The organism is Cellulomonas sp. SLBN-39, from assembly GCF_006715865.1.
Lineage (GTDB): Bacteria > Actinomycetota > Actinomycetes > Actinomycetales > Cellulomonadaceae > Cellulomonas.
On the sequence record NZ_VFOA01000001.1, the window covers coordinates 1784509 to 1809519 of the forward strand.

Sequence of the window (25011 nt, forward strand, 5' to 3'; positions counted from 1 at the left end):
TCGTCCCCTTCCCGCGCAGGTCCGGACGCTGACGCACCGACCTGGACGCTCGGCCCAGACGCCGACGGCAGGTAGCCTCCCCCGCACGGTCGACGACGCCCGGTCGTCGGAGGGGGCTGACGCATGGCAGACGCAGGCGTACGCGCGGTGCAGGAGTGGTTCAACGCCACGTACGCCGACGTGCCCGGGATCGCCCGGCTCGCCGTCGACGGCGTCGCCGGGGCCGCCACCGTCCGCGCCCTGACCCGCGCGCTGCAGCACGAGCTCGGCATCACCGCCCTCTCGGACGCCTTCGGGCCCGCCACCGCCACCCGCCTGGCCGCCCACGGCGACGTCGGCCCCGCGTCCGACGCCCGCATGGTCGCGCTCGTCCAGGCGGCCCTGACGTGCAAGGGCTACGGCGCGGGCGCCCTCGACGGCACCTGGTCGGCCGCCACCGCGCAGGCCGCCCGCCAGAGCACCACCGACCTCGGGCTCGACCGCGCACCCGATGCCGGCGTCGCCCCCAAGGTCGTGAAGTCCCTGCTGACGCTCGACCGGTACCTGCTGCGGCCCGGCGGGCGCACCGCCGTACGCGTCGTGCAGCAGTGGGTCAACCGCACCTGGTTCACCCGGTCCCTCGACCTGCTGCCCTGCGACGGGATCGCGTCCCGTGCCCTGCAGCGCGCAGTCCTCGTGGCCGCCCAGTACGAGTTCGGGCTCTCCGACGCCGACGCCACCGGCACCTTCGGCCCGACGACCCGGCAGCGGCTCGCCGGGCAGGCGCCCGTGCGCGAGGGCTCGACCGACACCGGCGCGCGCTGGGTGCAGCTGTTCACCGCCGCGATGGTGCTGAACGGCCGACCCGTCACCCTCGGCGCCACGTTCACCGCCGCGCTCACCGAGCAGGTGCGCCGGTTCCAGGAGTTCAGCGCGCTGCCCGTCACCGGTGAGGGCGACTACCCGACGTGGGCCGAGCTGCTCGTCAGCACCGGCGACGTGACCCGGACGGTCACGGCCGCGGACTGCATCACCGAGATCACCCCCGCCCGCGCCGCCACCCTGCGGGCCGCCGGCTACCGCACCGTCGGGCGGTACCTGACCAACGCCCCCGTGCCCGGCGCCATCGACAAGCGCCTGCGCACCGGCGAGCCAGCCGTCATCCTCGACGCCGGGCTCACGCTCTTCCCGATCTACCAGGAGGACGCCGCCGGCCTGGGCAGCTTCACCGAGGCCGCCGGCCGCGCCCAGGGCGGACGCGCCCACGACGCCGCCTGGGGGCACCGGCTGCCGCCCGGCACGACCCTCTACTTCGCCGTCGACTACGACGCCGTGCCCGCCGACGTCGAGTCCGCGGTCGTGCCGTACTTCCGCGGCGTCGCCGCCGCGCTGCGCGAGCGCGGACGCGTCTACGCCCCCGGCGTCTACGGGTCGCGCGCCGTGTGCACCGGCGTCAGCCGCGCCGTCCTCGTGCCCCACGTGTTCGTCGCGGGGATGTCCACCGGCTACACCGGCAACGCCGGCCACCCCCTGCCCGGCAACTGGGCGTTCAACCAGGTGCAGACCGTCACGCTCGGCGCGGACGGACCCGCGGACGCGGCTGTCGAGATCGACCGCAACGCCGCCTCCGGGCGCGACCCGGGCGTCACGCGGCTGTCGACCGACGGCACCGTCGTCGACCCCCTCCTCGCGGTCCTCGACGTGCTCCAGACCGTCGCGGCGGCCCGCCTGCGCGGCGCACGCGACCGCGGCCCCGTCGCGGCCGCCCGCCTCGCCCTGCGCTGGTTGCGGGCCGACCAGGGCACGCCGTTCTGGTCCACGCCCCTCGACGACGGCGACACCCGGTTCGGCACCGACGCCGACGCCGGACTCGCCGCCGCGGGCCTGACCCGCCCGGCCACGTTCGTCGACCCGATGACGTTCGACACCCTCCCGGTAGCCCGCTGGGCCGCCGCCACGGAGGCCGCCCTGCTCCTGCCCGCCCGTTGGCGCAGCCCTGCCGTCCAGGCCGGCGACCTCGGCGGCTGGGCCGGGGACCTCGTCGCGCTCGCGGGCGCCTGGTGGGCGGAGCGGGCGGACGCGCCGGACCCCGCCCCGTGGGTGGTCGAGCACCTCGGCCGCACGGACCTGGTGACCGCGCTCGACCACCGCACGCTCGTCGCCGACCTCGACGGCCTGCTGCTGGCCACGCGCGTCCGCGCCGGTGCGGACCTGCCCGCCGCGGTCCGCCTGCTGGCGCTGCCCGCCCGCCAGGGCCAGACCCCCGTCGCAGCCCGCCGCTACAGCACCGTGCTGTCCGAGCGGTTCCGGTCCCGGCGGCAGACCGTCGCCGACGCCGCGCTCGCCGCGCTCACCGACCCGTCGTGGAAGGCTGCGCGCGCCGCGCTCAGCCCGGCCACGGACTGGCCCACGGCCCTGCAGGACCGGCACCGCCCCGCCCTGCGGACGTTCTGCGGCGCGTTCGCCGACGTCCTCGTCGCCCGCGCGCAGGAGGAGTCATGACCCCCGCCCCGCACCGCCGCACCGTCCCGGCCGGACCCGTCGTGGCCCGGCGCACCGTCCTGCAGGTCGGACTCGGGCTGGGCGTCGCCGCCGCCCTGCCCCTCGACGCCCGGCCCGCGGCCGCCGCGCCCGTGCGACGCGCGGCCCCGGCCGTCGCCGTGGCCACCGTCGCCGTCGAGGGCAGCGGCGCCCGCACCACCCTCCAGACGGGCGCCGCGACGACCGTGCTCCTGCACGTCGCCCGCCGCTTCCACTACGAGGTGCGGCCCGTCGACCACGCCGTCACCGGCTACGCCGACATCGCCCCGGACGCCCCCGCGCACGAGGCGCACCACCTCACCGGCACCGCCATCGACATCGACCCCGGGGCCTTCCCGCCCGGCGCCCGCGACGGCCTGTACCCGCACGAGCTCACCGTCGTCCGCGACGTCCTCGCCGACTGCGAGGGCCTGGTCTGGTGGGGCGGCGACGCCACCGACGTACCCTGCGAGGGGCACTTCCACCTCGTCGCCGCCCCCGACGACCCCGCCGTCGCCCGGCTCGCGCAGCGCCTCGTGCGCTCGCACGGCCGGCCCGGCGGCGCGGGCACCGGCGAGGACCTCGTCTTCACGCCCGACCGCCTCGCGCACGCCCGCGCGGTCAGCCTGGACCTGTCCGCCCGCACCTTCTGACCGCCTCTCGCGGGACCGAGGGTGCACCGTCGGGCGGTGCAGCGGCCGGACGTCCGGCGGGCGCCGGGTGCGCCGCGCGGCGGAGCCCGTCCCCTCCTCACGTCGGTGGCCCCCGTGGTGCTCGCCCGGGGACGATCGGAGCGTGACGACGACGCAGGCACCGCAGGTGCGCATGCAGGACCGGCCCGACCTCGGGGCGTGGTGGCGCCGGTGGGGCGGCACGGTCGTCGCCGCGGCGGTGGTCGCGGCGTTCCTGCTCGTGACGCGGGCCCAGGGGTACTCCCAGGGGAATCCCGACGGGTCGTACACGACGGTCGGCATCGTCGCGCTGCTGCCAGGTGTCCGCCTGCTGCTGGTGGTCGCCGGGACGGTCTCTGTCCTCAGCGTGCTGCTGTCGCGGGTCTGGCCGCTGCGCGCCACGGCGCTCGCACTCGCACCGTTCGGGGTCGTCCCCTGGACGCAGTGGTTCGTGTGGGGCTGGCTGCTCGCCCTGCTGGCGATCATGGTGCTGGTCGCGGCCCGTCGCCCCGTCCAGGCGCTCGCCCCCTACGCAGCCGCCCTCGGCGTCGCCGGGTGGTTCTGCGGCTCGTCGGCCGCGGCGCAGACACCGATCGGCGCCGTCACGGCCGGCGGGTCCGGCGCGGAGTACGAGGTGCTCACCCTCGTCCTGTACGCCTTCTGGTTCACCGCGACGCTCGCAGTCGCGATCGCCGTCGGGGCCGCCGGCCGGAGCCGGCAGCAGCAGCGGGCCGCGGTGGTGCAGGAGCGGCGGGCGCGGGACGTCGAGCAGCTCGTGCAGGAGCGGGCGCGGATGGCGCGCGACCTGCACGACGTCGTGGCCCACCACGTCTCGCTCATCGCCGTGCGGGCCGAGTCCGCGCCCTACCAGCACCCCGACCTCGACCCCGCGGCCCGGCAGGTGCTCGTCGAGATCGCCGACGACGCCCGCGCCGCGCTCGGCGAGCTCCGCCAGGCCCTGAGCGTCCTGCGCCGCACCGACGCCGACCCCGGCGAGCTCGCGCCGCAGCCCGACGCGTCCGCCGTCGACGGCCTCCTCGCCACGGCCGTGAGCGCGGGGCAGCGCGTCGACGTCGTCGGCTCGTGGCAGGGTGTGCCCGCCGGCCCCGGCTACGTGCTGTACCGGGCTGTGCAGGAAGGGCTGACCAACGCGCGCCGGCACGCACCGGCCGCCACGGTCCGGGTCGAGCGCACGCAGGACGACGGCAGGGTGGGGTTCACGATGACGAACGACGCACCGGGTGCCACCGCGGTGGTGGTGGGGCGGGGGCTGCTGGGCATGCGCGAGCGCGTCGAGGCGCTGGGCGGCCGCGTCGAGGCCACGGCGACCGGGGAGCGGTTCGTGCTCACGGTCGACCTGCCCGAGCAGGCGGCCCCGTGACGCGGGTGGTCGTCGCCGACGACCAGGCGGTCGTCCGGGCCAGGTTCGCGGCCATCCTCGACTCGGCACCCGACCTCACCGTGGTGGGCGAGGCGGCCGACGGCGTCGAGCTCGTCGACCTCGTCGCGCGGCACGGGCCGGACGTCGCCGTGGTCGACGTGCGCATGCCGCGCCTCGACGGCATCGCCGCGACCCGCGCGGTCGTCGCCGAGCACCCCGGCACCCGCGTGCTCGTGCTCACCACGTTCGACCTCGACGAGTACGTGTACGACGCGCTGCGCGCCGGGGCGTCCGGGTTCCTGCTCAAGGACGTCACCGCGCCGCGGCTGGTCGAGGCCGTGCGGCTCGTCGCCGACGGCTCCATGCTGCTGGGCCCGTCGGTCACCCGCCGGCTCGTCGAGGACTTCTCCCGCCGCACGGCGGCGCCCGCCGAGGACGTGCCGCTGCACCTGCTCACGCCCCGCGAGCGCGAGGTCCTCGTCGCCGTCGCCCGCGGCCTGTCGAACGCGGAGATCGCCGCCGAGCTGTTCGTCTCCGAGCCGACCGTGAAGTCCCACGTCTCGGAGGTGCTGCGCAAGCTGCGCCGCCGCGACCGCGTCCAGCTCGTCGTCACGGCCTACGAGACGGGCCTCGTCGGTCCGGGAACCGCCGCCGCGCGGGCGGGGTGACCTCACAGGTCCCGGACGTGGACCAGGGCGCGCAGGTCGACGGCCCGGCGCACCTGCGGACGCTCGCACCCGTCGACGACGACGGCCGCACCGACCCACTGCGCCCCGCTGCGTCCCACCAGTGCGCGGCACGCCTCGACCTGGGCGCCGGTCGCGACCCAGTCGTCGACGAAGAGGACCCGGTCGCCCGCCTGCAGCAGCGTCTTGCGCATCCCGAGGCGCAGCTGACGGTCGCGGTAGTCGGGCGGGGTCATGACCTCGAGCCAGGCGTCGGAGTCGGCACTCCTGCCGGGATCCTTCTCGATGGCGACGAACCCCGTCCCGACGTGCGAGGCGACGAGCGGGCCGAGGAGCGACCCGTGCGACTCCGGCCCCACGACGACGGTCGGCGACGCCTCGGGGAACAGCGCCGCCAAGGCCGGGCCCAGGAGCGCGAGCGTCTCGGCGTCACGCCACCAGCCCGTGGTGTCGGCCCGGAGGTCGGGGTCGGTCCGGTCACCGAGCCAGCGGATCGACCTCTTCAGGCGCGCATCGAGCACCGCCTGAGCCTAGATCCCCGCGGAGCCTGAGTGGGCGACGTCCACACGGCTGGCGTCGAGGCCGGCGGGCCGCGTACGACGCCGCAGCAGCACGAGGCCGGCGTGCAGGGCGACCGCGGCCCAGACGAGGTTCGTCACCACCGACGGCCAGACGCCGCTGCTCGCCGCGACCGTGCCGAGCATGAGCCCGCTGAGCACGTTGGCCAGCTGGTAGCGGCCCGACGTGGGCGACCAGCGGCCCTGCGTGACCAGGACGTACGCGGTCAGGCAGGTGACCGCGCCGATCCATCCGAGCGCGGTGACGACGACGGGCACGAGCGGGCTCCTTCGGGCGTGACGAGAGCGCGTCCGTGGGCGCACGGACGCGGGGGGACGAGCGGTGGGGGTGCCGCCTCCGACGTCGACGGCGGGCTGCGGCACGCCCAGTGTGGGCCCCGCAGGAGTTCAGCACAATCGAACAAACCTGCACCAGGGGTTCAGCAGAACTGAACTAGTCTGACCGGGTGACCACCGATCCGCGGCGCCTCGCCGTGCTGCTCGCCGTCCACCGCGCCGGCGGCGTCCTCGCCGCCGCCGACCTGCTGCGGGTCACCCCGTCCGCCGTCTCCCAGCAGATCGCCCGGCTCGAGGCCGAGGAGGGCGTGCCCGTCCTCGACCGCGGCCCCCGTGGCGCCACCCTGACCCCCGCCGGCCGCATCCTCGCCGACGCCGCCGAGCGCATCGAGGCCGAGCTCGTCGAGGCCCGCAAGCAGCTCGCGACCCTCGGCGGCGAGCTCAGCGGGCGCGTCACCGTCGCCGGCTTCCAGACCGCCATCCGCGCCGTCGTCACGCCCGCGCTCGCGGACCTCGCCGAGCACCACCCGGGGGTCGAGCTCGTCGTCGAGGAGCGCGAGCCCGCCGACGCGCTGCGCCGCCTGCGCGAGGGCGACGCCGACGTCGTGCTCATCGAGCGCGACGAGGACGCCGACGGCCACACCCCCCGCGGCCAGCGCGACGTGGTGCTGCTGGAGGAGCCCTGGCGGGTCGTCCTGCCGCCTGCGGTGGCCGTCCCCGCGCAGCTGTCGGACCTGGCCGGTGCGACCTGGGTGGCGGCCGAGCCGGGCACCGCGGCGGCGCGGGCGCTGGCGCGTGTCGCGTCGATGGTCGGGCCGCTGACCACGCGGCACGTCTACTACGACTTCGACGTCGCGCTGGCGCTGGTCGCGGCGGGTCAGGGCGTCGGGATGCTCCCGGCGCTCGCGTTGCAGGGCGAGCTGCCCGACGGCGTCACCGTCGCGACCGTGCCGGGCCTCGGCTCGCGACGCCTGGTCGCCCGGCACCGTGCGACCCGGCACGAGCCCCGCCCCACCGTCACGGCGGTGCTGGACGAGCTGATGGCGGTCGCCGCGGGCCTCGACCTCGTCTGACCGCGACCGTGCCAGACTGCCGCGCATGAGCGCTGCCGCGGACCGGTACGACGACGCCTTCCTCACGGCCGCGCAGGTCACGCGCGACCTGCTCCGCCTCCCGCAGCTCGCGCCGGCGTGGGGTGAGCCCAGCGCGCTGCCCGGGCTGAGCGTCGGGGCGCTCGCGTGCCACCTGGGCAACCAGGTGGTCCGTGCCGCGCAGCTGCTCCCGCAGCAGGACGATCTGCCCGTGCTCGGCTCGGTCGACGAGCACTACCGCCGGGCGGCGTGGGTCACGGCACCGCCGGACGACGCGGTCAACGACCGCAGCCGCGACGAGGACGAGGCCCGCACGGGGCACGCCGCCCTCCTCGACCGGGTCGACGGCGCGGACCGCACCGTGCGGGCGCTGCTCGCCGACGGGTCCGCGCGCGACGTCGTCCCCGTGCCGTGGCAGGGCTGGTCGCTGCGCCGCGACGACTTCCTGCTCACGCGGATGCTCGAGATGGTCGTGCACTCCGACGACCTCGTCGCCAGCCTCGACGTGCCGGCGCCGCCCCTGCCCGACGCGGTGCTCGACCCGGTCGTGGCCCTGCTCGTCCGGCTGTCCGTCGCCCGCCACGGCCAGTCCGCCCTGGTCGCGACCCTGACCCGCCGCGAGCGCGCGCGCGAGATCTACGCCTTCTGACCGGCGCCGGACAGCCGGAGGAGTGCCCGGGGCGGGCCGGGCTACCGCTCGGTGGGTCCCCAGAGGGCCTGCCTGGCCATCGTCGTGCCGATGACGACGAGGAGCGCCGCGAACAGCCGGTCGCGGCGGGGTGATCAGGCGGCGGCGGAAGGTGGTGGCACGAGGGGGCGGACCATGATCAGGCAGGGTGAGTCCTCGCCCCAGAGGTCCGTGACCTCGAGGGGCAGGAAGCCGACGGCCTCGTAGAAGAGGCGCGTCTGCGCGTAGCCGACGTCGGGGTGCGACGCCGCGAGGGTCTTCACCTCCAGCAGCAGGACGCCGCGTCCGCGTGAGTCCTCGACGAGCGCGTCCACCAGTGCCCGACCGATGCCTCGCCCGCGCAGCGCACGGTCGACGGCCATGAGGTGGATCTCGGCGACGTGCGGGAAGTGCCGGGCGACGAGCGCGACGCCGACGACCCGGCTGTCGTGGTTCCGGACCGTCCAGGTCTCGAGCCGGGTGGCGTCGTCGACGTACTCCGCCGTGGCGGCGGGGATCCCGAACCACTCGGGCAGCCCGGCGAGCAGTCGCGCGACGTCCTGCGGCACGCACAGGTCGGCGGCGGCGCTCCAGGTTCCTGTCACACGCCGACCCTGCCCGACGCGACCACGTCGTCCCACTTCATTTCGAGCCCGCCGACCCCGTCATCCGTGCCACGCCCCACAGGTCCGGCGTCACCGATGACGGTCTCGGCGGGGGGGGGGGGGGGGGGGGGGGGGGGGGGGCTCACGGTCGGACAGGCTGATCCGTCTCGACGAACCCGTCGTCGATGGCGCTTCCTGTCCGGATCGGGTCAGGGATGACGGGGTCGGCGGGCGGGGCGGGTCGTGTCAGCGGGTGCTGGCGGGGGCGGAGCCGGGCGTCGTGGGGGTGCGGCGGAGGGCCTGCCTGGCCATCGTCGTGCCGATGACGGCGAGGAACGCGGCGAACAGAACAGCGGCGGCGCGCGGCGGGATCGCGTGGGCCGTCCACGCGCCCAGCGGGCTGGTGAGCAGCGACGCCGCACCGACGACCGCCCCGGCGCGCACGTCGACGTTGCGCCGCCGGAGGTTGGCCGTGAGCCCGGACAGCACGCCGGGCACCATCATGACCAGTGACGCACCCTTGGCGACCAGGTCGCCGACGCCGAACACGAGCATGAGCGCGGGCACGACGACGCCCCCGCCGCCGATGCCCAGCAACGACGAGAGGACCCCCGCGAACAGCCCCAGCGCGACGAGCCCGGCGATGCGGACGGGGTCGAGCACGAGGTCCTGGCCGCGGTCGGGCACGGTGAGCACGAGCTGCACGACCATCACGACGGTCAGCGCGACGAATCCCCACTGCACGGCCCGGCGCGGCACCGTGAGCAGGACCCGCACGCCGATCTGCGCACCCGTCACGGCGCCCACGGCGAGCAGCAGCCCGGCCCGCCAGTCGACACCGCCGCCCACCGCGTAGGAGCCGACGCTGACGAGGATCGCCGGCAGGATCGCGACCAGCGACGTCCCCACGGCCCGGCGCTGGTCCATCGCCAGCAGCACGACCAGGGCGGGGACGATGATCAGCCCGCCGCCGATCCCGAACAGCCCGGCGAAGAACCCGGACGCCAGCCCGACCCCGAGCAGCGCCACCACGGACCTCCCGCCCGTCAGCGCGGTGCCTCCGGCGGGCTCCGTCACCTGCACGCTCGTCGCCCGCTCGTCCACCCGCCGAGGCTACGCCCCGGCCTCCGGCTCCCCGTGGTCCGCTGGTCCCGGTCGCGCCCCGGCCGGCTGCCGACCCCGTCATCCGTGTCGCACCCGGCCGGCGACGCGTCGTCGATGACGGGGTCGGTGAGCGGGTGGGGTCGGGAGGGGGTCAGGGGGGTGGGGGTGCGGGGGTGTCGGGGACGTGGCGCAGGAGGTCGCCGGGCTGGCAGTCGAGGACCTCGCAGAGGGCGTCGAGGGTGGTGAAGCGGACCGCGCGCGCCCGGCCGTTCTTGAGCACGGCGAGGTTCGCGGGGGTGATGCCGACGCCGTCGGCGAGCTCGCCGACGGTCATCTTGCGGCGCGCGAGCATGACGTCGACGTCGACGACGATGGGCATCAGATGACCTCGTCGAGCTCGGCGCGCAGCGTCGTCGCCTTGGTGTCGAGGGCCACGGCCTGCGTGAGCAGGAGGCGCAGCACGAGCACGAGCAGGGCGATCCCCGCGCAGCCCATGGCGCCGACGCCCACGAGCAGCACGACGCCGGGGGCGACCGCCTCGCCCGGCGCCAGGACGAGCCCGAGCGCCACGGCCAGCACGGCGCCGGCGACGGCGCAGCCGATGACGACGTCGACCCAGCGGAACGCGGCAGGCGAGAACACGGTGTCGCGGCGCACCATCGTCAGCAGCCGCCACACGCACACCAGCGCGACCTCGACGGCCAGGATCCCCAGGATCCCGATGACCGCGACCACCCACCCGGTGGTCGCGAGGTCGGGCGACTCCTCGCGCGCGTCGGCCGCGAGCAGCGGCATCATCACGGCCTGGACGAACAGCATCCCGGCGACCATCAGCACGATCACGACGCGCAGCGCCAGCACGGCCCACCGCCCCACGGCGACCTCCTCTGTCGAAGAACGACAAGAACCTACCGACTATCGATAGATGACGCCATCTCCCCCACCCCCAAGACGCCGCCGAGCCCGTCATCCGTGACGTCCCCCCACGCGGCGGGACGACGGATGACGGGCTCGGCGGTGGGCCGGGGGAGGGTCAGGGGGTGCCCGTGACCTCCGTGCCCGTGCGGGTGACCTCGTACGTCACCGTGCGGCCCGACCAGAAGTGGAACGTCAGCGTCACCGGGGCGCCGTCCGTCACCTCCGCGAAGAACGCCGGGCGCAGCACGATCCGCCCCGCGTCCTCGTCCGGCGCGAACGTCACGTCGTACTCCTTGTACGACGTCCACCCGTGCGGACCGGCGTTCGTCCCGTCCGCGTACCGCGCCTCCATCGTCGCCAGCCGGTCGCCGTGGAACGCCGTCGGCACCGCGAAGTCCGCGGTCGTCCCCGTCGCCGCCTGCAGCACCGGCGCCGTCGCCGCGACCACCTCGACCCGCCACGGCAGCCCGCCGCCGTACCGCACGAACAGCTCCGCGCGCGTGCCCGTCGGGCCGTCCCCGACCAGCCGGTCCAGCAGGGACGCGTGCAGCGTCAGCGCGGTCCCGCTGATCGCGTAGTCCCGCCCCTTCTTCAGCTGACGGCCGTCCAGGCGCAGGTCACGGAACTTGCGGCCGTTCGGCTGCAGCGTGATCGTCTGGTCCGTCGCCGCCCCCGGCTCGACGAACACCTGGTCCGTCGACGCCACGCCCGAGCGCCCCGACCAGCTCGAGCTGATCTGCGCGAACAGCGCCGGGTCGCTCCACGCGAACGACGTGCGGCCCAGGTGCTGCCCGTTGTCCCACAGCATCGTCGTCACGCCCGCGGCGCGCGCCTGGTGCCCGAGCTCCTCGAAGAACTTCAGCTTCTCGCCCTGCTCGATCGTGCCCGTGTGCCGGTCGAAGCCCAGCAGCCCGTACTCGCCCAGGACCACCGGCACGCCCTGGTCGACGAACGTCTCGCGCACCCGGTCGAAGGTGCCCGTCATGTCCGCCAGCGCCGTCGCGTCGAAGCGGGTCCCGCCCGCGACGTTCACGCTGAACGGCCAGTAGCCGTAGTAGTGCACCGTCGCCGCGAGGTTCGCGTCGTCGAGCGCGTCGATCGTGCCCGCGAGCGCGTCCAGGCGCTCCTGACCGGCGTTGGTGTGCAGCGTCGGCAGCACCAGCACCCGGTCCGCGTTGCCGCCGCCGGACCCGCGCACCACCTCGTGGAACACCCGGTTGAGCTCGTCGAGCAGCACGTCGCCCGCCGCGTCGTCGACGCCCGCGAACTGCGGCTCGTTCAGGCTCTCCAGCAGCAGCGTGCGCGGGTGGTCGCGGAACCGCTCCGCGATCTGCTCCCACGTCGCGCGGAACTGCGCGACCACCTCGTCGTGGCGGGTGGGCATCTGGTGCGCCCACATCCACGAGTCGTGGTGCACGTCGAGCAGCACCACCAGGTCCTCGTCCAGGGCGAGGTCGACGACCTCCTCCACGCGGTCCATCAGCGCGGGGTCGACCGTGTAGTCCGGCGCCGGGCCCGTGCGCTGGCCGAACGTCACCGGGACCCGCACGCTGCGGAAGCCCGCGTCCTCGACGGCGTCGAACAGCTCGCGCGTCGCGCGCGGGTTGCCCCACGCCGTCTCGTCCGCGCCCACCGCGTCGAGGGTGTTGCCGAGGTTCCAGCCCGGCTGCATGCCGGCCACGACCTGCGCGGCCGACGGGGTGCGGACGGGTCGGTCGCGGCCGGGGCCGGCGCTCGCGGGTGCGGCGGCCGTGACGGCGAGGGCCGTGGCGGTCACCAGGGCGGCGAGCCCGGTGGCGAGGGTGCGTCTCATGCGGGGGTGCCCTTCGTCGGCGGGAGCGCCCGGGCGTGCGTCGGCTCGCCGTCGAGCGCCGCGCCCCGACGGCGTCGTCGAAGCGCTTCGCCACGGTAGCCGTCGACGTGCCGGGCGGCACCGGACGGAAACGTTTAGGTGCGCCGCACGGGGTCGGTCAGGCGGTGGGGGACTCCACCGCGCCGTGCGTCGCCGCGGCACCGAGCCGGTCCGCCACCTGGGCGAGCGTCGCGCGCAGCTCCGGCGGTGCGACGACCGTGAACGGCTCGCCCACCAGCGCGAGCGCGGCCGCCGCCCACCGCAGGTCGTCGACCTCGAGGCGGACGCGGCAGCGGCCCGGCCCGTCGTCCTCGGCGGCCAGCCACGACACGCGCTGCCGCACCGTGGCGGCCGTCGCCTCCACCAGGGCCTCCACGCGGTGCCGCTCGGGACCGCCGCTCAGGCGGTCCCGCACGAACGTCGCGACGTCCTCCGCCGGCAGGGCCCGGGGCGCGAACCGGGCACCCGTGCCGCGCGGGTCGCGCACCCGGTCCAGGCGGAACACCCGCCAGTCCACGCGGTCGAGGTCCCACGCGACGAGGTACCAGCGGGAGCCGAGGGGCACCACGCGCACCGGCTCGACCTGGCGGGACGTGGTCGGGCCCTCCGCGCCGGCGTACGTGAACGCGAGCCGCTCCTCGTCGCGGCACGCCAGCGCGACGACGGTCAGGACGCCGGGCTCCACGACCTCGTCGACGCCCGCTCCGCCCCACGTCGCCGGGACCGTCATGGCCCGCAGGGCGTCGACGCGCCGCCGCAGCCGCGCCGGCATCACCGCGACGACCTTCGCCAGGGCCTGCACCGACGCCTCCGTCAGCCCGGCCACGCCCGTCGCCGCCGCCGAGAGACCCACAGCGAGCGCGACGGCCTCGTCGTCGTCGAGGACCAGCGGCGGGAGCGCCGCCCCGGGCGCGAGGGCGTACCCGCCGTCGATGCCGCGGCGGGCGGCCACGGGGTAGCCCAGCTCGCGCAGCCGGTCGACGTCCCGGCGCAGGGTCCGCAGCGAGACGCCCAGCCGTCCCGCGAGCTCGGCCCCGCCCCAGTGCCGCCGCTGCTGCAGGAGCGACAGCAGACGGAGCGTGCGCGTGCTCGTGACGGCCATGCCCCAGTCTCCCGCGCATTGCGGCCGAGAAGTGGCACCTAGGTCTCCTAGCGTCGTGAGGACCGGGCAGCGCGCCGCGCCGCCCCCGGCACCAGGAGTCCTCATGAGCATCAGCACCGTCACCCACCTGAACTTCCGTGGTCACGCCCGTGCCGCCCTGGAGCACTACCGGTCCGTGTTCGGCGGCGAGCTCGTCGCGATCACCTACGCCGACGCGGGTGCGGTGCAGGACCCGGCCGAGGCCGACCAGGTGATGTGGGGGCAGGTCGTCTCGGACGCCGGCTTCCGCGTCATGGCCTACGACGTGCCGTCCGGCCGCGCCCACGCCCGGGGCGAGGACCCGTTCTTCGTCTCCGTCCGTGGCGACGACGCCGACGAGATCACCCGGTACTGGCAGGCGCTGGCGGCCGGCGGCACGGTGGTCCAGCCGCTCGCGCCCGCGGGGTGGGCGCCCCTGTACGGCATGGTCACCGACCGGTTCGGGGTCACCTGGGTGCTCGACGTGGCTCCGCGCCACGCCGGCTGAGCCCGGGCCGTCGCGTGGCCTGCGTGCGTCCGGCCGAGGCGTCTGACTACCCTGGACCGACGTTCAGGAGCGGTCGGAGGTGACGTGCGCGCAGGTGCTCGGTGGCGACGCGCCCTGCTGACGGCCGCCGCGGCAGCCGGCCTGTGGGCCGGGGGTGCCGTGCTCGCCGCCCCGGCGCATGCTGCCGAGCCGACGCCCGCGGGCCGTGCGGCCGGCGCACTCGACGTCGCCGTCGCCGAGCTCTCCCGGGGCGTCGACCAGGTCCTCGCGGGCGTCGACCAGGTCCTCGCGGGCGTCGACCAGGTCGTCGCGCCGGTCGCCGAGCAGGTGACCGAGCCCGTCGCCGAGCAGGTGACCGAACCGGTCGCCGAGCAGGTGACCGAACCGGTCCTCGAGCAGGTCGCCTCGCAGGTGACCGAACCGGTCGCCCAGCAGGTCGCCGAGCCCGTCGTCCAGCCGGTCGGCGTCCTCGTGGAGCCGGTCGCCAGCGGGGTCGGCGATGCCCTCGAACCACTCGGTGCTGCGCTCGAGCCGGTCGAGACGGCGGTCGGTGAGGTCGTCGACCCGGCGGTGCGTCCCGTCGGTGCAGCGCTCGCGCCGGCGGGCCGCGGTGCCGCGCACGTGGTGACGCCCGTCCTCGGGGCGGCGGCCCCGGTCACGGGCCCGCCGCTCGCGGGGCTGACGCCGGTGACCGGGCCCGTGCTCGGCGCACTCGCACCGGTGACCGTGCCGGTGGGCCGGCTGCTGGCGCCGGTGACCGTCCCGCTCGGCCCAACCGTGCCGGCTCTCGGGCAGGTGCTCGGCGGCGTCGGCGCGCCGCTGACGGACGCCCTGCTCCCCGCGGAGGTCGAGCCGGGTGGTCCGTCGACGACAGTGCCGCAGCGCCCGCCGTCGAGCGCTGCGGTGCCGGCCCCCGAGCTGCTCGTGGCTGCGACCGTCGGCGTCGCCCCAGCACCCCCGGGAGCCGGCACCGGGCTCGTGGCCGCGGACGCCCGCGGCGCGTCGCCGGTCGGCGGTGCGGGTCGGGCCGACGTCGTGGTCGTGGCCGGTGCGCCGGCCGTCCCCGAGAGCGACCCGGTCGCGCCGTCCGGGCCCCATGGGCGTGGCGCCGGCTGCCCGGCGACGACCGGTGGTGCCGCGTCACCCGCGCCGGCGCCGTCGGCCGACGCCGCGGCCGTGCCCGGCGCCCCCCGTGGTCCCGCCGCCACGAGCGCGGCCGGCCGCGCGGCGGACGACGCCGTGCCTCCCGCCCTGGCCCTCCGCCCCGGGGCGCGCCCCGACTGACCCTTCCCCGCTCCGGACCAGCCGCCCGCACCCGGGCCGGCACCCAGGACCGAGGAAGGACCCCTTGCGCATGCACACGCCCTGGAACAGCACGCCCGGCGCCGACGACCCGCACGCCGGCGACCCCGCCCGGCCCGGCGCCGACCCGTTGCGCGGGCACGACGAGCCCGACCCGTGGCGCGCGACCCGCGCGCTCGACACCTGCTGCACGATCCGTCCGGTCGACGGCGAGCTCCTGCGCTGGGCATGGGGCCAGCGCGAGCGCCGGGTCTGAGCCCGCGCCCCGGGTGCGACCCGCACCCGGGGCGCCGCCGCGCAGGACGCCCCGAGCCCGTGGTCGTCAGGCGTCCGGCACGCCCAGGGCAGCGGCCACGGCGGCACGGTCGCCCGTCACGGTGCCGGCGGCCAGCAGCCGGGGGAGCGGTACGGCACCGGAGGCGGCCCCCAGGAGGAGCGGGCCCGGGGCGCGGAGCGTGGCGTCGGGGGCCCGGCCGTCGGGCGCGGTCCCGCCCGTGACGACCATGCCGTCCGGTCCGGCGCTCACCGTGCCCTGCCACCCGTCGGCGTCCAGGGCCAGCGTGACCGGCGTGGCCGTGCGCACGTCGTGCAGGAGGGCGTCCAGGGCGACGGCGAGCCACTGCGGCTGGAAGGTGTCGTCGGCGGCCGGGCCGCCCGACATGGTGCGGGCGCTCCAGCGCACGAGCTCGCGCACGACGCCGCGCAGCTCCTCGCCCCAGGGGGTCAGGGCGTAGACCGTGCCGCGGTCGGCGAGGCGTCGCTCGACCACGCCGGCGTCCTGCAGCGCGGTCAGACGGCGGCTGAGCAGGTTGGGGGCGATGCCCGGCAGACCGGCGCGCAGGTCGGTGAACCGCCGGGGGGCGACGAGCAGCTCGCGGACGAGCAGCAGGGTCCACCGCTCGCCGACGACGTCGAGGGCCCGGGCGACGCCGCAGAACTGGCCGTACGTGGACACGCGCACCCCTCGGTGGTTGACTTTCTGTACCACGGTGGAGACTATCAACCGGAGGGGCCGTGACCGACCCGCACTGGCTCGACCGCACCACCTACCCCTGGGCGACCCGGACCGTCGAGGTCGACGACGCCGTCGTGCACCTCGTCGACGAGGGCACCGGGCCGCCCCTGCTCCTGCTGCACGGCAACCCCACCTGGTCGTACGAGTGGCGCGACGTCGTCGCCCGCCTGCGCGCGGACTTCCGCTGCGTCGCCCCCGACCTGCCCGGCCTCGGGCTCAGCACGGCCGGTCCCGGCTTCGGCGGGTCGCCCGCGGAGCACGCCCGCGTCGTGGCGGACGTCGTCGCCGCGCTCGGCCTGGACGCCTGGACGCTCGTCGCCCACGACTGGGGCGTCCCGATCGGGCTCGCCGCCGCCCGCCGAGACCCCGGTCGGCTGGCGGGGCTCGTCGTCGCCAACAGCTGGGCCTGGCCCGTCGACGACGACCGGCACTTCACGACGTTCTCCCGCGCGATGGGCGGACCGGTCGGTCGGCTCGGTGCGCGGCACGCGCACCTCGTGGTCCGCGCGATGCTGCCGCTCGGGCACCGCAGGCGCCGGCTCACCCGCGCCGAGATGCACCACTACCTCGCCCCGCTCGGCACTCCCGACCGCCGCGCGGTGACGTCCCGGTTCGCCGCCGAGATCGTCCGCTCCACGCCGTTCCTCGCGGACGTCGCCCGGACGCTGCCCGCGTTCGCCGACGTGCCCGCGCTGCTGCTCTGGGCGGACCGCGACATCGCCTTCCGCGAGACCGAGCTCGCGCGCTGGCGGGCCGAGCTGCCCCACGCCGACCTGGTCCGGCTGCCCGGCGCCGGGCACTTCGTGCCGTCCGACGCCCCTGCCGACGTGGCCGACGCCGTCCGCGCGTGGCACCCCGCCGGTCGGTCCTCCGTGCACGGGGCGCCCTCGTGAGCGCCCCGCCCGTCGACGCCGCCGCCCTCGCAGCGTTCGAGGAGGTGCTGGCGGAGCTCGAGCCTGCCGGAGCCCGGCGTGCGCAGATGATGGGGCGGCCGATGCTCGCGCTCGACCGGCGGATGTTCGCCTGCCTCGAGGGAGACCGCCTGGGCGTGCGCCTGGGCGCGGGCACGGCCGAGCACGCCGCGGCACTCGCGCTGCCCGGCGCCGACCTGTTCAGCCCCGGCGCCCGGGGGCGCTCCTTCCACGGCTGGGTCGAGGTCCCGGTCGAGCACGCCGACCGCTGGCCCGACCTCGCCGCCGCAGCCCTGGCGCACCTGCGCGTCCACCCCTCCCGATGAGCCTCCCCCCGGTGCAGGCGTCACCGGCGGGCCGGCACCTCGTACACGATCTCCAGGCCGTCCTCGTCGTCCCACTGCTCGCCGACCCGGACGAAGCCCTCGGAGAGCGCGAGCGCCGTGGACGCCGCGTTGTCCGGGCTGATCGACACGCGCACGGTCCGCACCCCGGGCTCGGCCGCGGCCCGCCGCAGCAGCGCGACCAGCGCGGCCCGCGCGTAGCCCTGCCGCCGGTGCTCCGGCTCCACCGCGTAGCCGATCTCGACCATCCCGTCGTCGTCGGGCGGTCCGTGGAAGCCCGCGCGACCCACCGCCAGGCCGCGGTCCTCGTCCCAGACGACGCCGGTCACCCAGGCCGCCGCGCCCGGGTCCTCGTCGACCTGGGCCGCGCGCCGGCGCCACACGCCCCGCCAGTCCGGCCCGGCGAACGACGCCGGCAGCGGCACGGGCGACGCCGCGGCGACGGCGGGGACGTCACCCGCGGCCAGCGCCCGGAACGTCGGCCCGTCGAGGTGGACGATCCGCACGCGCGGCGTCGTCGCAGGGTGCGCCGGTGCGGCGCCGTCGGTGCTCATGCGCGCGATCGTGGCACCACGGTCGCGGACCCGACGAGGCATTTCGGCACGACGGGCGCGCGCCCGGCGGAGGGGACCCCCGTCGTGCCGGTGTGGGCGGTGTGCGCGAGCCTGTCCGGGAGACGTGGCGGGTGCCGCGTGCGGCGAGGCACGAGGGGGAGCGATGGTGACGTTCGACGGCACGGACGACCTGACGGCGGCGCAGTTCGTCGACGCGGACCTGACCGGTGCGCGGTTCGTGCGCGCGCGGCTCGCGGGCGTGGTGATGCGCGGCGTCGACCTGCCCGGCGCGGACATCGACGCACCGTGGCTGACCGACGACCGCCTGCTGGTCAACGGCGTCGACGTCGTGCCCTACGTCGAGGCCCAGCTGGACCGACGGTTCCCGGGGCGCGAGCAGCGGCGCGCCGAGGACCCGGACGGGCTGCGCGCCGCCTGGGCCGCGGTCGAGCGCACCTGGGAGGCCACCCTCGCGCGCGCCGCGACGCTCCCGGCGGGCGCGGTGGACGTGCAGGTCGACGGCGAGTGGTCGTTCGCCCAGACCCTGCGGCACCTGGTCTTCGCCACCGACACGTGGCTGCGCCGGGCGGTCCTGCAGATCGACGGCCCGCCGCACCCGTTGGGCCAGCCGAACGTCGAGTACGCGACCGACGGTCACGACACGTCCGTCTTCATGCCCGGGACCCCGCCGTACGCGGACGTGCTGGCCGCGCGCGCCGACCGGGTCGCCCAGGTGCGGGACTTCCTCGCCGACGTCACCCCCGAGCAGCTCGAGCAGGTGCGCACCAACCCGTGGGCCCCGGACCGGACCGAGTCGGTGCGGCAGTGCGTGCACGTGATCCTCGAGGAGGAGTGGGAGCACCACCGGTACGCCGTCCGCGACCTCGCCCGGCTCGCCCCGGGCTGACGCTACGGTGGCGCGCATGGCCGTCTCCGACGTCGAGCCCCGGGTCGACTCCGCCGACCCTGCCGTCCAGATGGTCGCGTACCTCGACTACTACCGCGCCGCCGCCGCCCGCAAGGTCCTCGGCCTGGCACCCGACCAGCAGCGCACGTCGCTGCTGCCGTCCGGGTGGACGCCGCTGGAGCTCCTCAGCCACCTGGTGCACATGGAGCAGCGCTGGTTCGCGTGGGGCTTCCACGCCGAGCAGGTCGACCAGCCGTGGGGCGACAAGGCCGGTGGCACCGACGCCGGGCGGTGGCACGTGCCCGACGACGTGACCGCCGCCGACCTGGCCGAGCGCCTGCACGCCGGCGGCGAACGCACGACGCAGATCCTCACCACCGTGCCGTGGAGCACCCGGGGAACCATCGGAGGGCGCTTCACCGCCGAGCCGACGCCGACGCTCGCGTGGATCGCGTTCCACGTGCTGCAGGAGTACGCCCGGCACGTCGGCCACCTCGACGTCGCCCGCGAGCTCGCCGACGGCACGACGGGCGAGTAGCCACCTCCCCGGGCCACAGCTCTCAGCGAGCTCCCGCCGCGCGCTCACGTGTCGCGGGCTCGCAGTCGTCCGCAGCCTCCGCCAGGTACGACGAGAGGTCGCCAGGACGCAGGCGGACGAGCGCCCCGAGGTACGAGCCGCGTGCTCGCGAGTGCGGGGTGACCTCCCAGGCCCGCGCGAGCGCCGGCAGGGCGGGCCGGTGCCCGAGCCGGCCGAGCGCGTCGGCGTAGACCTCCGTCCGGCACCAGTCCCCGTCGGCGACCGCACCGTCGAACCACGTGAGCACCGCTGCGGCGTCGGGCCGGTCCCCGTGGCCGGCGACGATCGCACGGCCGATCGACCGCAGCCACGGGTCCGGCTCCTCCAGCCAGGTGCGAGCACGGGGCAGCGCTGCCGCGCCGAGGTCGAGCGTCGCACCGGCGAGCCACGCGTGGCCCCCGTCGGCCCGCAGCGCGTCGTCCTCGGCGAGGTCCAGCACGACGGTGTCGCGCCGCCTGCCGAGCTCGCGCGTCGCCCACAGCCGCAGGGGTGCCGTGGCGTGACGGGCCACCCGGCGGAGGTCGTCGGTGGTCCACATGCCCAGGGCGTGCGCTCTCCGGCCCGCCCCGCGGCCGGGCTGCGGGGCGGCGGGGCCGTGTCCCGCGTCGTCCGCCACGTCGTACCAGGTCCGGAGCATGACGTTGGCGTCGGGCGAGCCGCGGCGCGCCATCGAGTCGAGCACGTCGAACGCGAGCGTCCACCGCGCCTCGGGATCGCCGACGTCGACGTCGAGGTCTGCCACGGGTACTCGCAGGTCCATCAGGAGCCGGGCGTAGCAGTCGGCGCGCTCCTCCGTCTGGCGGTCCCAGCGCGGGTCGTCGGCGACGCACCCGAGCACCAGTGGTGCGGCGTCCGGTGCGTCCAGCGCCCGCTGCACGCCGCGCCCCCGCCCGCGCTGCAGCTGCCCGAGCAGTGAGCCCGGGTCGGCCAGGTCGTCGTCCACGGCTGCAGTCTGCTGGTTCGTCCAGGACGGTGCGACGGCATTCTCGCTGGTCGCGCCGGTGTCGCTCGACCGCCGCCGGCTCAGTCCCTGGCCGCCCGGCGGGCATCGGCGCGTCGGCTGCGCCACGTGTCGACGACGATCGCTACGGCACCGAGCGCGGGGCCCGCGGCCGTCCAGCCGCTGCCGATCCACAGTGCTGTCACGGCGAGCCCGACGAAGATGACGAGCACCAGCATCCGTTCGGGCGTCATCTGCTGCCGTCCTCCCTGGGCCCCACAGGCCCCGAGCAGGCCTGCTGTGAGTGACGGGCCGCCGGACGCGGTCCCCGGGCATGCCTACCGCACCCGGTGGCCCCACGTCTGGGACGTGCGGGTGCGACACCGCGCGTCCCGGGTGCTCTCACCTGGTCGCCAACGAGAACGCGCTCGCGACGAGCGCCTCCGGGGCGTCGTCGAGCCCGAGCTTGGCCAGCCCGCCCTGGCCGCCGAGCACGGCGAGCCCGTGCAGGGTCGCCCAGAGCGTGCGGGCGAGGACGCGCGGGTCCGTGGCCGGGGGCAGCACGTCGGCGGCCTGTGCCGCGAGGATGGCCTGGACGAGCGGGTCGAACGTCGGCCGGCCGGCCTCCGTCACGGCCTCGCCGCGGTTCGCGAACATCACGGTGAAGACGGCCCGGTGCTCCGCGGCGAACCGCAGGTAGGCGACGCCCAGCGCGTCGAGCCGGGCGCGCGGGTCGTCGGTCGAGCGTGCGGCGCGGTCGAGCGCGGCGCCGAACTCCTCGTAGCCCTCGACGCAGAGGGCGTCGATCAGGGCGTCGCGGTCGGCGAAGTGCCGGTAGGGCGCTGCGGTGCTCACGCCGAGGTGCCGCGCCAGGGCGCTGAGGCTGAACCCGTCGAGGCCGCGCTCGGCCAGCATCTCGCGTGCGCCGGTCAGGAGCGCGTCGCGCAGGGCGCCGTGGTGGTAGGCCGCACGCCGACCCGGGGATCGAGGACTGGACGGCATGTTGACGACCCTAACATCGGGCCATATGTTGACACCGCTCACAATGTAAACGGCTCTCGCATCAAAGGGGTCCCATGACCACGCCGCACGCCGCTCCGCAGGTCCCTGCCCACCGCCGGGTCGGCCTGGCGGTGGTCGGCGTCCTCGCGCTGGCGATCGCCCTCGTCTCGCTCGTCACCTACGGCGCCGCCAGCCTCGACCAGCTCGCCGAGGACGGTGGCGGGCTGGGCGGGGGCTACGCGGACGCCCACCCGTTCTTCCAGGGCGCCCTCTACGTGCACATCGTCACCGCGTCGCTCGCCCTGCTCCTCGGCCCCGTGCAGCTCTCGCACGCCCTGCGGCGCCGCGCGACCGCCCTGCACCGCGCCACCGGCCGCGTGTACCTCGGTGCGGTCGCGCTCGGCGGGCTCTCCGGCCTGGCGATCCTGCCCGTCAACACCGCGGGCCTCGTCGGGGTGTTCGGCTTCGGGGCGCTCGCGGTGCTGTGGGTCGTGACCGGGGCCCGGGCCCTCGCTTCCGTCCGCACGGGCGACCTCGCCGGGCACCAGGCGTGGATGCTGCGCAACTACGCGCTGACCTTCGCCGCGGTGACGCTGCGCCTGTGGCTCGGGGTGCTGGTCGGGGCGCAGGTGGTGGTCGGCGGGCCCGGGCTCGACCCCGACGCAGCGTTCGCCAACGCCTACGCCGCGGTGCCGTTCCTGTGCTGGCTGCCCAACCTGGTCGTCGCCGAACGCCTCGTCCGCCGCCGCGGCCTGCCCTCGTACGCCCTGCCGGCCGCGCCGGTGCTGCGGGCGGCACCCGAGCAGGGCTGAGGTGGAGCCCGTCTCACGGGGCCGGCTCGACGTGGTGGGCGTCGTAGGGGAAGACGTCACCGTGGTCGACGACCGTGCTGCACCGGTGACGGACGATCCCGGTCATCGCGGCGGCGTCGATCTCGTCGGGCTCGACGTGCCTCCCCTCGCCCAGCGCCTCGTCAACGTTGTAGTGCAGCAGCCCGTCGACCAGGTAGTCGCGACGGAAGCCGGTGGTCCACTGCGAGCGCGAGCCCCAGCCGGACGAGAGGTCCTCGGTCGGGCGCCCCGGGCGGAGGAACGTCCAGTAGAGGGTCGAGCGGTCGGCCACCCCGTGGACGAGGTGGTGTGCACCTGCCCTGACCACGACGCCCGTCCGGACGAGCACCATCGCGTCCATGAGGTGCCCGGGCCACCGCTCCTCGAGGATGGTCGGTTCCTCGTCCGGGTCGTCCGACGGCACCACCTCGACGACCTCGTGGAAGAAGGGGTGGAAGGGGCGGTCGCCGATCGGGGTGGCACCGAGGCTCGCGCAGAACGCCGGGAACGTCTCGGCCCGCGCCGCCGGTGCAAGGCCCGGAGGCACCAGGTCGGCACGCGGCGCACGGTCGACGAGCAGGACGTCGAGGACCCGCCCGAGGGCGTACAGCCGTTGCGACGTCGTGTACGCGCCGGGCTCCGGCACGCCGAGGGGCCGCCCATGGTTGTCGGGGTGCCCGGCCCGCTGCACCTCCTCGACGTGGCGGCGGTGCCGGGGGAGCCAGCGATCCAGCACGGGCCGCACGTCCTGGCCCGTCTCTCGCGCCTCCTGCAGCTCCACGAACAGCCGCTGCCACCCGGAGCCGGAGACGAAGTTCTTGTCCATGTCGTCAGGTGTCCAGCGCTGTGCGGAGGGCGGCGAGACCGTCCTCGGCGCCGTCGACGGTCAGCACGGCTCGCCGGTCGTCTCCGATGGTGGCCAGCATGCCGGCGAGGTAGCGGCGGTCGCGGGCGTCGGCTGCCTCGACATGGTCCTCCGGCTCGATCAGCGTCGTCAGTACCAGGAAGTCGAGGACGTGGCGGCGCCGCGCCGGGTCCAGCGAGACGGTGTTGGCTGCGGCCTTGGCGACAAGTGCCCCGAGGAGGCTCGGGCGCCGGACCATGCCGTCACGGTCTCCGACGGTGACCGTGACATCGCGAGACCGTCTGAGCGCCTGCTGTGCGCCCGGCGTCTCCAGCGTCGTCCCACCGCTGACGCCCTTGCGGCCCGCAGCGCGACCACCGAGATGCCTCGGGATCAGCACGTCGATCTGTGCGTTGTCTCGCACCCATCGGTGCTGATGCCCGTTCCACGTCTCGCCCTCCGGCCGGAAGCCCATGTCGCGCAGCGCCGTTGTGAACGTCAGCAAGGCGTTCGGCTCTGCTCGAACGTCCAGCACCGCGTCGAGGTCGTCGGTCGGGCGGGTCGGTGCGGTGCCACGCTCGGCGCACCACAGGTGCACCATCTGGCCGCCGACGATCGTCCAGCCGGTCGGGTAGCGGTCATGGAGGTCGAGGATGGCGAGCCAGGCCTGCCGCTGGGCGTCTCCCATGGCCCGCAGCGCGATGCTCATGAGCAGAGCTCCTCGCGGATCAGCTCGCGAGCGCGGGACAGCTCACGTGGCTGGTCGTGCTCGGCGAGATCGGCTGCGACCATCAGCGGCGGCACGGGGTCGGGCGGCAGTCGCGGCACGGCGTGGAGGACCACGTTGGGGCTCGACCGCCCTGGGCGCAGCAGGTGTGCGCGGACGATGTCGTCCAGGTCCTCCACCAGGACGTAGGCCTCCGCGAAGTCACCCGAGGCGATTCCCGCTCGTGGGTCCGACAGGCCGGACCTGACGAGACGGCTGTCGGCGAGGACGTGTTCGGGGTGTCGCGACGTGAAGACCTCGCGGCGGGCGCGGGATGCGACCCAGGAGGTGAGGAGGCGTTCGGGCTCGCCGTCGCGCGCGAGCCTGTCGCGACGCTGACGCCGGCGGTAGGCGGCCTCAGGGCGGGCGTCCGGCGCATCGCTGCTGAGGAACGACCATGCGGAGCTCGGGCTCATCGGTCGGCTCCGTCGGGGCTCGCTCGGCAAGGAGGCCGCGTCAACGAGCCATCGACCGGCGACCCGGCGCGCGCGTACCCGCCCCGCGCTGATGAGGGCGCGGACGCGTTGCTGCGAGACGCCGAGCGCGTCTGCGGCTTCGGCGGTGGGGATCTCCATGATCACTACCATAGCGCTAGCGCAACACTAGTGATCATCCGTTGCGGCGTGGTTCGTACCCGTTACACGAGCCGGAGGAGGCCTGCGTCGGTGGGTCGCAGACCGCACGCGCCCTCGTAGAAGTCGGTGAGGTGCGGCGCGTAGTCGGCGTGCAACCAGTGGCAGCCCGCCCGGCGCGCCTCGTCGGCGGCCACCCCGACCAGCGCCCGGCCGACGCCCCGCCCACGCACGTCGGCGGCGACGCACGTGTCCAGCAGGATCGCGTGCACCCCTCCGTCGCCGACCACGTTGACGAAACCGACGAGCCGGTCGTCGAGCCGGGCCGTGACCCACGTCAGGCTGTGGTCGGCGAGCCGCCTGCGCCACGGCGCGCCCGCGGGCGGCAGACCGAACGCCGCCGCGTGCAGCAGGTCGAGCTCACGGTCGGTCAGGTCTCCCCGGACGTGCAGCGTGATCGAGTCGTCCACAGATCCATGCTGCAGCGACGA

32 protein-coding genes are annotated in these 25011 nt (G+C 76.0%); 14 read left to right on the forward strand and 18 right to left on the reverse strand.

The features are described 5' to 3' along the window. Positions 1 to 123: 123 nt before the first annotated feature. The 4 genes from FBY24_RS08230 (at position 124) to FBY24_RS08245 (ending at position 5219) form a co-directional block, all read left to right on the forward strand. Positions 124 to 2481, forward strand: coding sequence for a glycoside hydrolase domain-containing protein (locus FBY24_RS08230; protein ID WP_142159676.1), 2358 nt, complete (start codon positions 124 to 126; stop codon positions 2479 to 2481). Next, on the forward strand, positions 2478 to 3152 hold the full coding sequence (locus tag FBY24_RS08235) for a hypothetical protein (RefSeq protein ID WP_142159677.1): 675 nt from the start codon (positions 2478 to 2480) through the stop codon (positions 3150 to 3152). Before FBY24_RS08230 ends, FBY24_RS08235 begins: the two co-directional genes overlap by 4 nt. Positions 3153 to 3294: 142 nt before the next feature. Continuing rightward, positions 3295 to 4551, forward strand: a complete 1257-nt coding sequence (locus FBY24_RS08240; protein ID WP_142159678.1) for a sensor histidine kinase — start codon at positions 3295 to 3297, stop codon at positions 4549 to 4551. Further along, complete coding sequence (locus tag FBY24_RS08245) at positions 4548 to 5219, forward strand: response regulator transcription factor (protein WP_142159679.1); 672 nt, start codon at positions 4548 to 4550, stop codon at positions 5217 to 5219. Before FBY24_RS08240 ends, FBY24_RS08245 begins: the two co-directional genes overlap by 4 nt. 2 nt (positions 5220 to 5221) lie before the next feature. Here FBY24_RS08245 and FBY24_RS08250 read toward each other — a convergent pair whose 3' ends face one another. Further along, a complete protein-coding gene (locus FBY24_RS08250) occupies positions 5222 to 5758 on the reverse strand; it encodes a phosphoribosyltransferase family protein (RefSeq protein ID WP_142159680.1) in 537 nt (178 codons plus the stop codon). Between the two features lie 9 nt (positions 5759 to 5767). Continuing rightward, positions 5768 to 6073: a hypothetical protein gene (locus FBY24_RS08255; protein WP_186343255.1), complete on the reverse strand. Its 306-nt coding sequence runs from the start codon at positions 6071 to 6073 to the stop codon at positions 5768 to 5770. A 188-nt stretch (positions 6074 to 6261) separates the two neighbouring features. On the opposite strand from FBY24_RS08255, the gene FBY24_RS08260 reads away from it, so the two are divergent. Further along, positions 6262 to 7164, forward strand: a complete 903-nt coding sequence (locus FBY24_RS08260) for a LysR family transcriptional regulator (RefSeq protein WP_142159681.1) — start codon at positions 6262 to 6264, stop codon at positions 7162 to 7164. Positions 7165 to 7189: 25 nt separating this feature from the next. Continuing rightward, on the forward strand, positions 7190 to 7831 hold the full coding sequence (locus FBY24_RS08265; RefSeq protein ID WP_142159682.1) for a maleylpyruvate isomerase N-terminal domain-containing protein: 642 nt from the start codon (positions 7190 to 7192) through the stop codon (positions 7829 to 7831). A 134-nt stretch (positions 7832 to 7965) separates the two neighbouring features. Here the strand turns inward: FBY24_RS08265 and FBY24_RS08270 are convergent, their stop codons facing one another. From FBY24_RS08270 to FBY24_RS08295, 6 genes are all read right to left on the reverse strand, one after another. Beyond that, a complete protein-coding gene (locus tag FBY24_RS08270; RefSeq protein ID WP_142159683.1) occupies positions 7966 to 8454 on the reverse strand; it encodes a GNAT family N-acetyltransferase in 489 nt (162 codons plus the stop codon). Positions 8455 to 8700: 246 nt separating this feature from the next. Further along, on the reverse strand, positions 8701 to 9558 hold the full coding sequence (locus tag FBY24_RS08275; protein ID WP_255432298.1) for a sulfite exporter TauE/SafE family protein: 858 nt from the start codon (positions 9556 to 9558) through the stop codon (positions 8701 to 8703). A gap of 151 nt (positions 9559 to 9709) precedes the next feature. Next, entirely contained in the window at positions 9710 to 9937 is a 228-nt protein-coding gene (locus FBY24_RS08280) for a helix-turn-helix transcriptional regulator (protein WP_142159684.1), read from the reverse strand. Continuing rightward, the gene (locus FBY24_RS08285; protein ID WP_142159685.1) at positions 9937 to 10434 is read right to left on the reverse strand and encodes a DUF2975 domain-containing protein; all 498 of its coding nucleotides are present in this window, start codon (positions 10432 to 10434) and stop codon (positions 9937 to 9939) included. The genes FBY24_RS08280 and FBY24_RS08285 overlap by 1 nt, the downstream gene beginning before the upstream one ends. 157 nt (positions 10435 to 10591) lie before the next feature. Further along, positions 10592 to 12289 (reverse strand): cellulase family glycosylhydrolase, encoded by a 1698-nt coding sequence (locus FBY24_RS08290; RefSeq protein ID WP_142159686.1) that lies wholly within the window; start codon positions 12287 to 12289, stop codon positions 10592 to 10594. Between the two features lie 157 nt (positions 12290 to 12446). Next, the gene (locus tag FBY24_RS08295; RefSeq protein ID WP_142159687.1) at positions 12447 to 13430 is read right to left on the reverse strand and encodes a YafY family protein; all 984 of its coding nucleotides are present in this window, start codon (positions 13428 to 13430) and stop codon (positions 12447 to 12449) included. Positions 13431 to 13533: 103 nt separating this feature from the next. Here FBY24_RS08295 and FBY24_RS08300 point away from each other — a divergent pair, with 103 nt between their 5' ends. Next, the gene (locus tag FBY24_RS08300; RefSeq protein WP_142159689.1) at positions 13534 to 13956 is read left to right on the forward strand and encodes a VOC family protein; all 423 of its coding nucleotides are present in this window, start codon (positions 13534 to 13536) and stop codon (positions 13954 to 13956) included. A 63-nt stretch (positions 13957 to 14019) separates the two neighbouring features. On the opposite strand, the gene FBY24_RS08305 is transcribed toward FBY24_RS08300, so the two are convergent. After that, positions 14020 to 14577, reverse strand: a complete 558-nt coding sequence (locus tag FBY24_RS08305) for a hypothetical protein (RefSeq protein WP_142159691.1) — start codon at positions 14575 to 14577, stop codon at positions 14020 to 14022. Here FBY24_RS08305 and FBY24_RS08310 point away from each other — a divergent pair, their 5' ends adjacent. Beyond that, a complete protein-coding gene (locus FBY24_RS08310; protein WP_142159693.1) occupies positions 14578 to 15240 on the forward strand; it encodes a hypothetical protein in 663 nt (220 codons plus the stop codon). Positions 15241 to 15310: 70 nt separating this feature from the next. Beyond that, the gene (locus tag FBY24_RS08315) at positions 15311 to 15514 is read left to right on the forward strand and encodes a hypothetical protein (RefSeq protein ID WP_142159695.1); all 204 of its coding nucleotides are present in this window, start codon (positions 15311 to 15313) and stop codon (positions 15512 to 15514) included. 66 nt (positions 15515 to 15580) lie between these two features. Here FBY24_RS08315 and FBY24_RS08320 read toward each other — a convergent pair whose 3' ends face one another. Further along, positions 15581 to 16213: a winged helix-turn-helix transcriptional regulator gene (locus FBY24_RS08320; protein ID WP_142159697.1), complete on the reverse strand. Its 633-nt coding sequence runs from the start codon at positions 16211 to 16213 to the stop codon at positions 15581 to 15583. A gap of 59 nt (positions 16214 to 16272) precedes the next feature. On the opposite strand from FBY24_RS08320, the gene FBY24_RS08325 reads away from it, so the two are divergent. Both FBY24_RS08325 and FBY24_RS08330 read left to right on the forward strand, forming a co-directional pair. Then, positions 16273 to 17166, forward strand: coding sequence for an alpha/beta fold hydrolase (locus tag FBY24_RS08325; RefSeq protein WP_142159699.1), 894 nt, complete (start codon positions 16273 to 16275; stop codon positions 17164 to 17166). After that, complete coding sequence (locus FBY24_RS08330) at positions 17163 to 17510, forward strand: TfoX/Sxy family protein (protein WP_142159701.1); 348 nt, start codon at positions 17163 to 17165, stop codon at positions 17508 to 17510. The genes FBY24_RS08325 and FBY24_RS08330 overlap by 4 nt, the downstream gene beginning before the upstream one ends. 20 nt (positions 17511 to 17530) lie before the next feature. Here FBY24_RS08330 and FBY24_RS08335 read toward each other — a convergent pair whose 3' ends face one another. Then, the gene (locus tag FBY24_RS08335) at positions 17531 to 18082 is read right to left on the reverse strand and encodes a GNAT family N-acetyltransferase (RefSeq protein WP_142159703.1); all 552 of its coding nucleotides are present in this window, start codon (positions 18080 to 18082) and stop codon (positions 17531 to 17533) included. Positions 18083 to 18245: 163 nt separating this feature from the next. On the opposite strand from FBY24_RS08335, the gene FBY24_RS08340 reads away from it, so the two are divergent. Next, positions 18246 to 18989, forward strand: coding sequence for a DinB family protein (locus FBY24_RS08340; RefSeq protein ID WP_142159705.1), 744 nt, complete (start codon positions 18246 to 18248; stop codon positions 18987 to 18989). Positions 18990 to 19005: 16 nt separating this feature from the next. After that, positions 19006 to 19527 carry a DUF664 domain-containing protein gene (locus FBY24_RS08345; protein ID WP_142159707.1) on the forward strand — a complete coding sequence of 174 codons (522 nt, stop codon included), beginning with the start codon at positions 19006 to 19008 and terminating at the stop codon, positions 19525 to 19527. Between the two features lie 22 nt (positions 19528 to 19549). Here FBY24_RS08345 and FBY24_RS08350 read toward each other — a convergent pair whose 3' ends face one another. The 3 genes from FBY24_RS08350 to FBY24_RS08355 all read right to left on the reverse strand — a co-directional run bounded on the left by FBY24_RS08350 (position 19550) and on the right by FBY24_RS08355 (position 21508). Continuing rightward, on the reverse strand, positions 19550 to 20509 hold the full coding sequence (locus FBY24_RS08350) for a hypothetical protein (protein WP_142159709.1): 960 nt from the start codon (positions 20507 to 20509) through the stop codon (positions 19550 to 19552). An 80-nt stretch (positions 20510 to 20589) separates the two neighbouring features. After that, positions 20590 to 20760, reverse strand: a complete 171-nt coding sequence (locus FBY24_RS18970; protein WP_160158461.1) for a hypothetical protein — start codon at positions 20758 to 20760, stop codon at positions 20590 to 20592. 148 nt (positions 20761 to 20908) lie between these two features. Further along, positions 20909 to 21508, reverse strand: coding sequence for a TetR/AcrR family transcriptional regulator (locus FBY24_RS08355; protein WP_142159711.1), 600 nt, complete (start codon positions 21506 to 21508; stop codon positions 20909 to 20911). Between the two features lie 74 nt (positions 21509 to 21582). Between FBY24_RS08355 and FBY24_RS08360 the strand changes: the two genes are divergently transcribed. After that, a complete protein-coding gene (locus tag FBY24_RS08360; RefSeq protein WP_142159713.1) occupies positions 21583 to 22320 on the forward strand; it encodes a DUF2306 domain-containing protein in 738 nt (245 codons plus the stop codon). A 13-nt stretch (positions 22321 to 22333) separates the two neighbouring features. On the opposite strand, the gene FBY24_RS08365 is transcribed toward FBY24_RS08360, so the two are convergent. From FBY24_RS08365 to FBY24_RS08380, 4 genes are all read right to left on the reverse strand, one after another. After that, complete coding sequence (locus FBY24_RS08365; RefSeq protein WP_142159715.1) at positions 22334 to 23164, reverse strand: hypothetical protein; 831 nt, start codon at positions 23162 to 23164, stop codon at positions 22334 to 22336. 4 nt (positions 23165 to 23168) lie between these two features. Then, positions 23169 to 23891 (reverse strand): hypothetical protein, encoded by a 723-nt coding sequence (locus FBY24_RS08370; RefSeq protein WP_142159717.1) that lies wholly within the window; start codon positions 23889 to 23891, stop codon positions 23169 to 23171. Further along, entirely contained in the window at positions 23888 to 24523 is a 636-nt protein-coding gene (locus tag FBY24_RS08375) for a helix-turn-helix domain-containing protein (RefSeq protein WP_222117224.1), read from the reverse strand. The genes FBY24_RS08370 and FBY24_RS08375 overlap by 4 nt, the downstream gene beginning before the upstream one ends. A 62-nt stretch (positions 24524 to 24585) precedes the next feature. Beyond that, the gene (locus FBY24_RS08380) at positions 24586 to 24990 is read right to left on the reverse strand and encodes a GNAT family N-acetyltransferase (RefSeq protein ID WP_255432299.1); all 405 of its coding nucleotides are present in this window, start codon (positions 24988 to 24990) and stop codon (positions 24586 to 24588) included. Between the last annotated feature and the right edge of the window lie 21 nt (positions 24991 to 25011).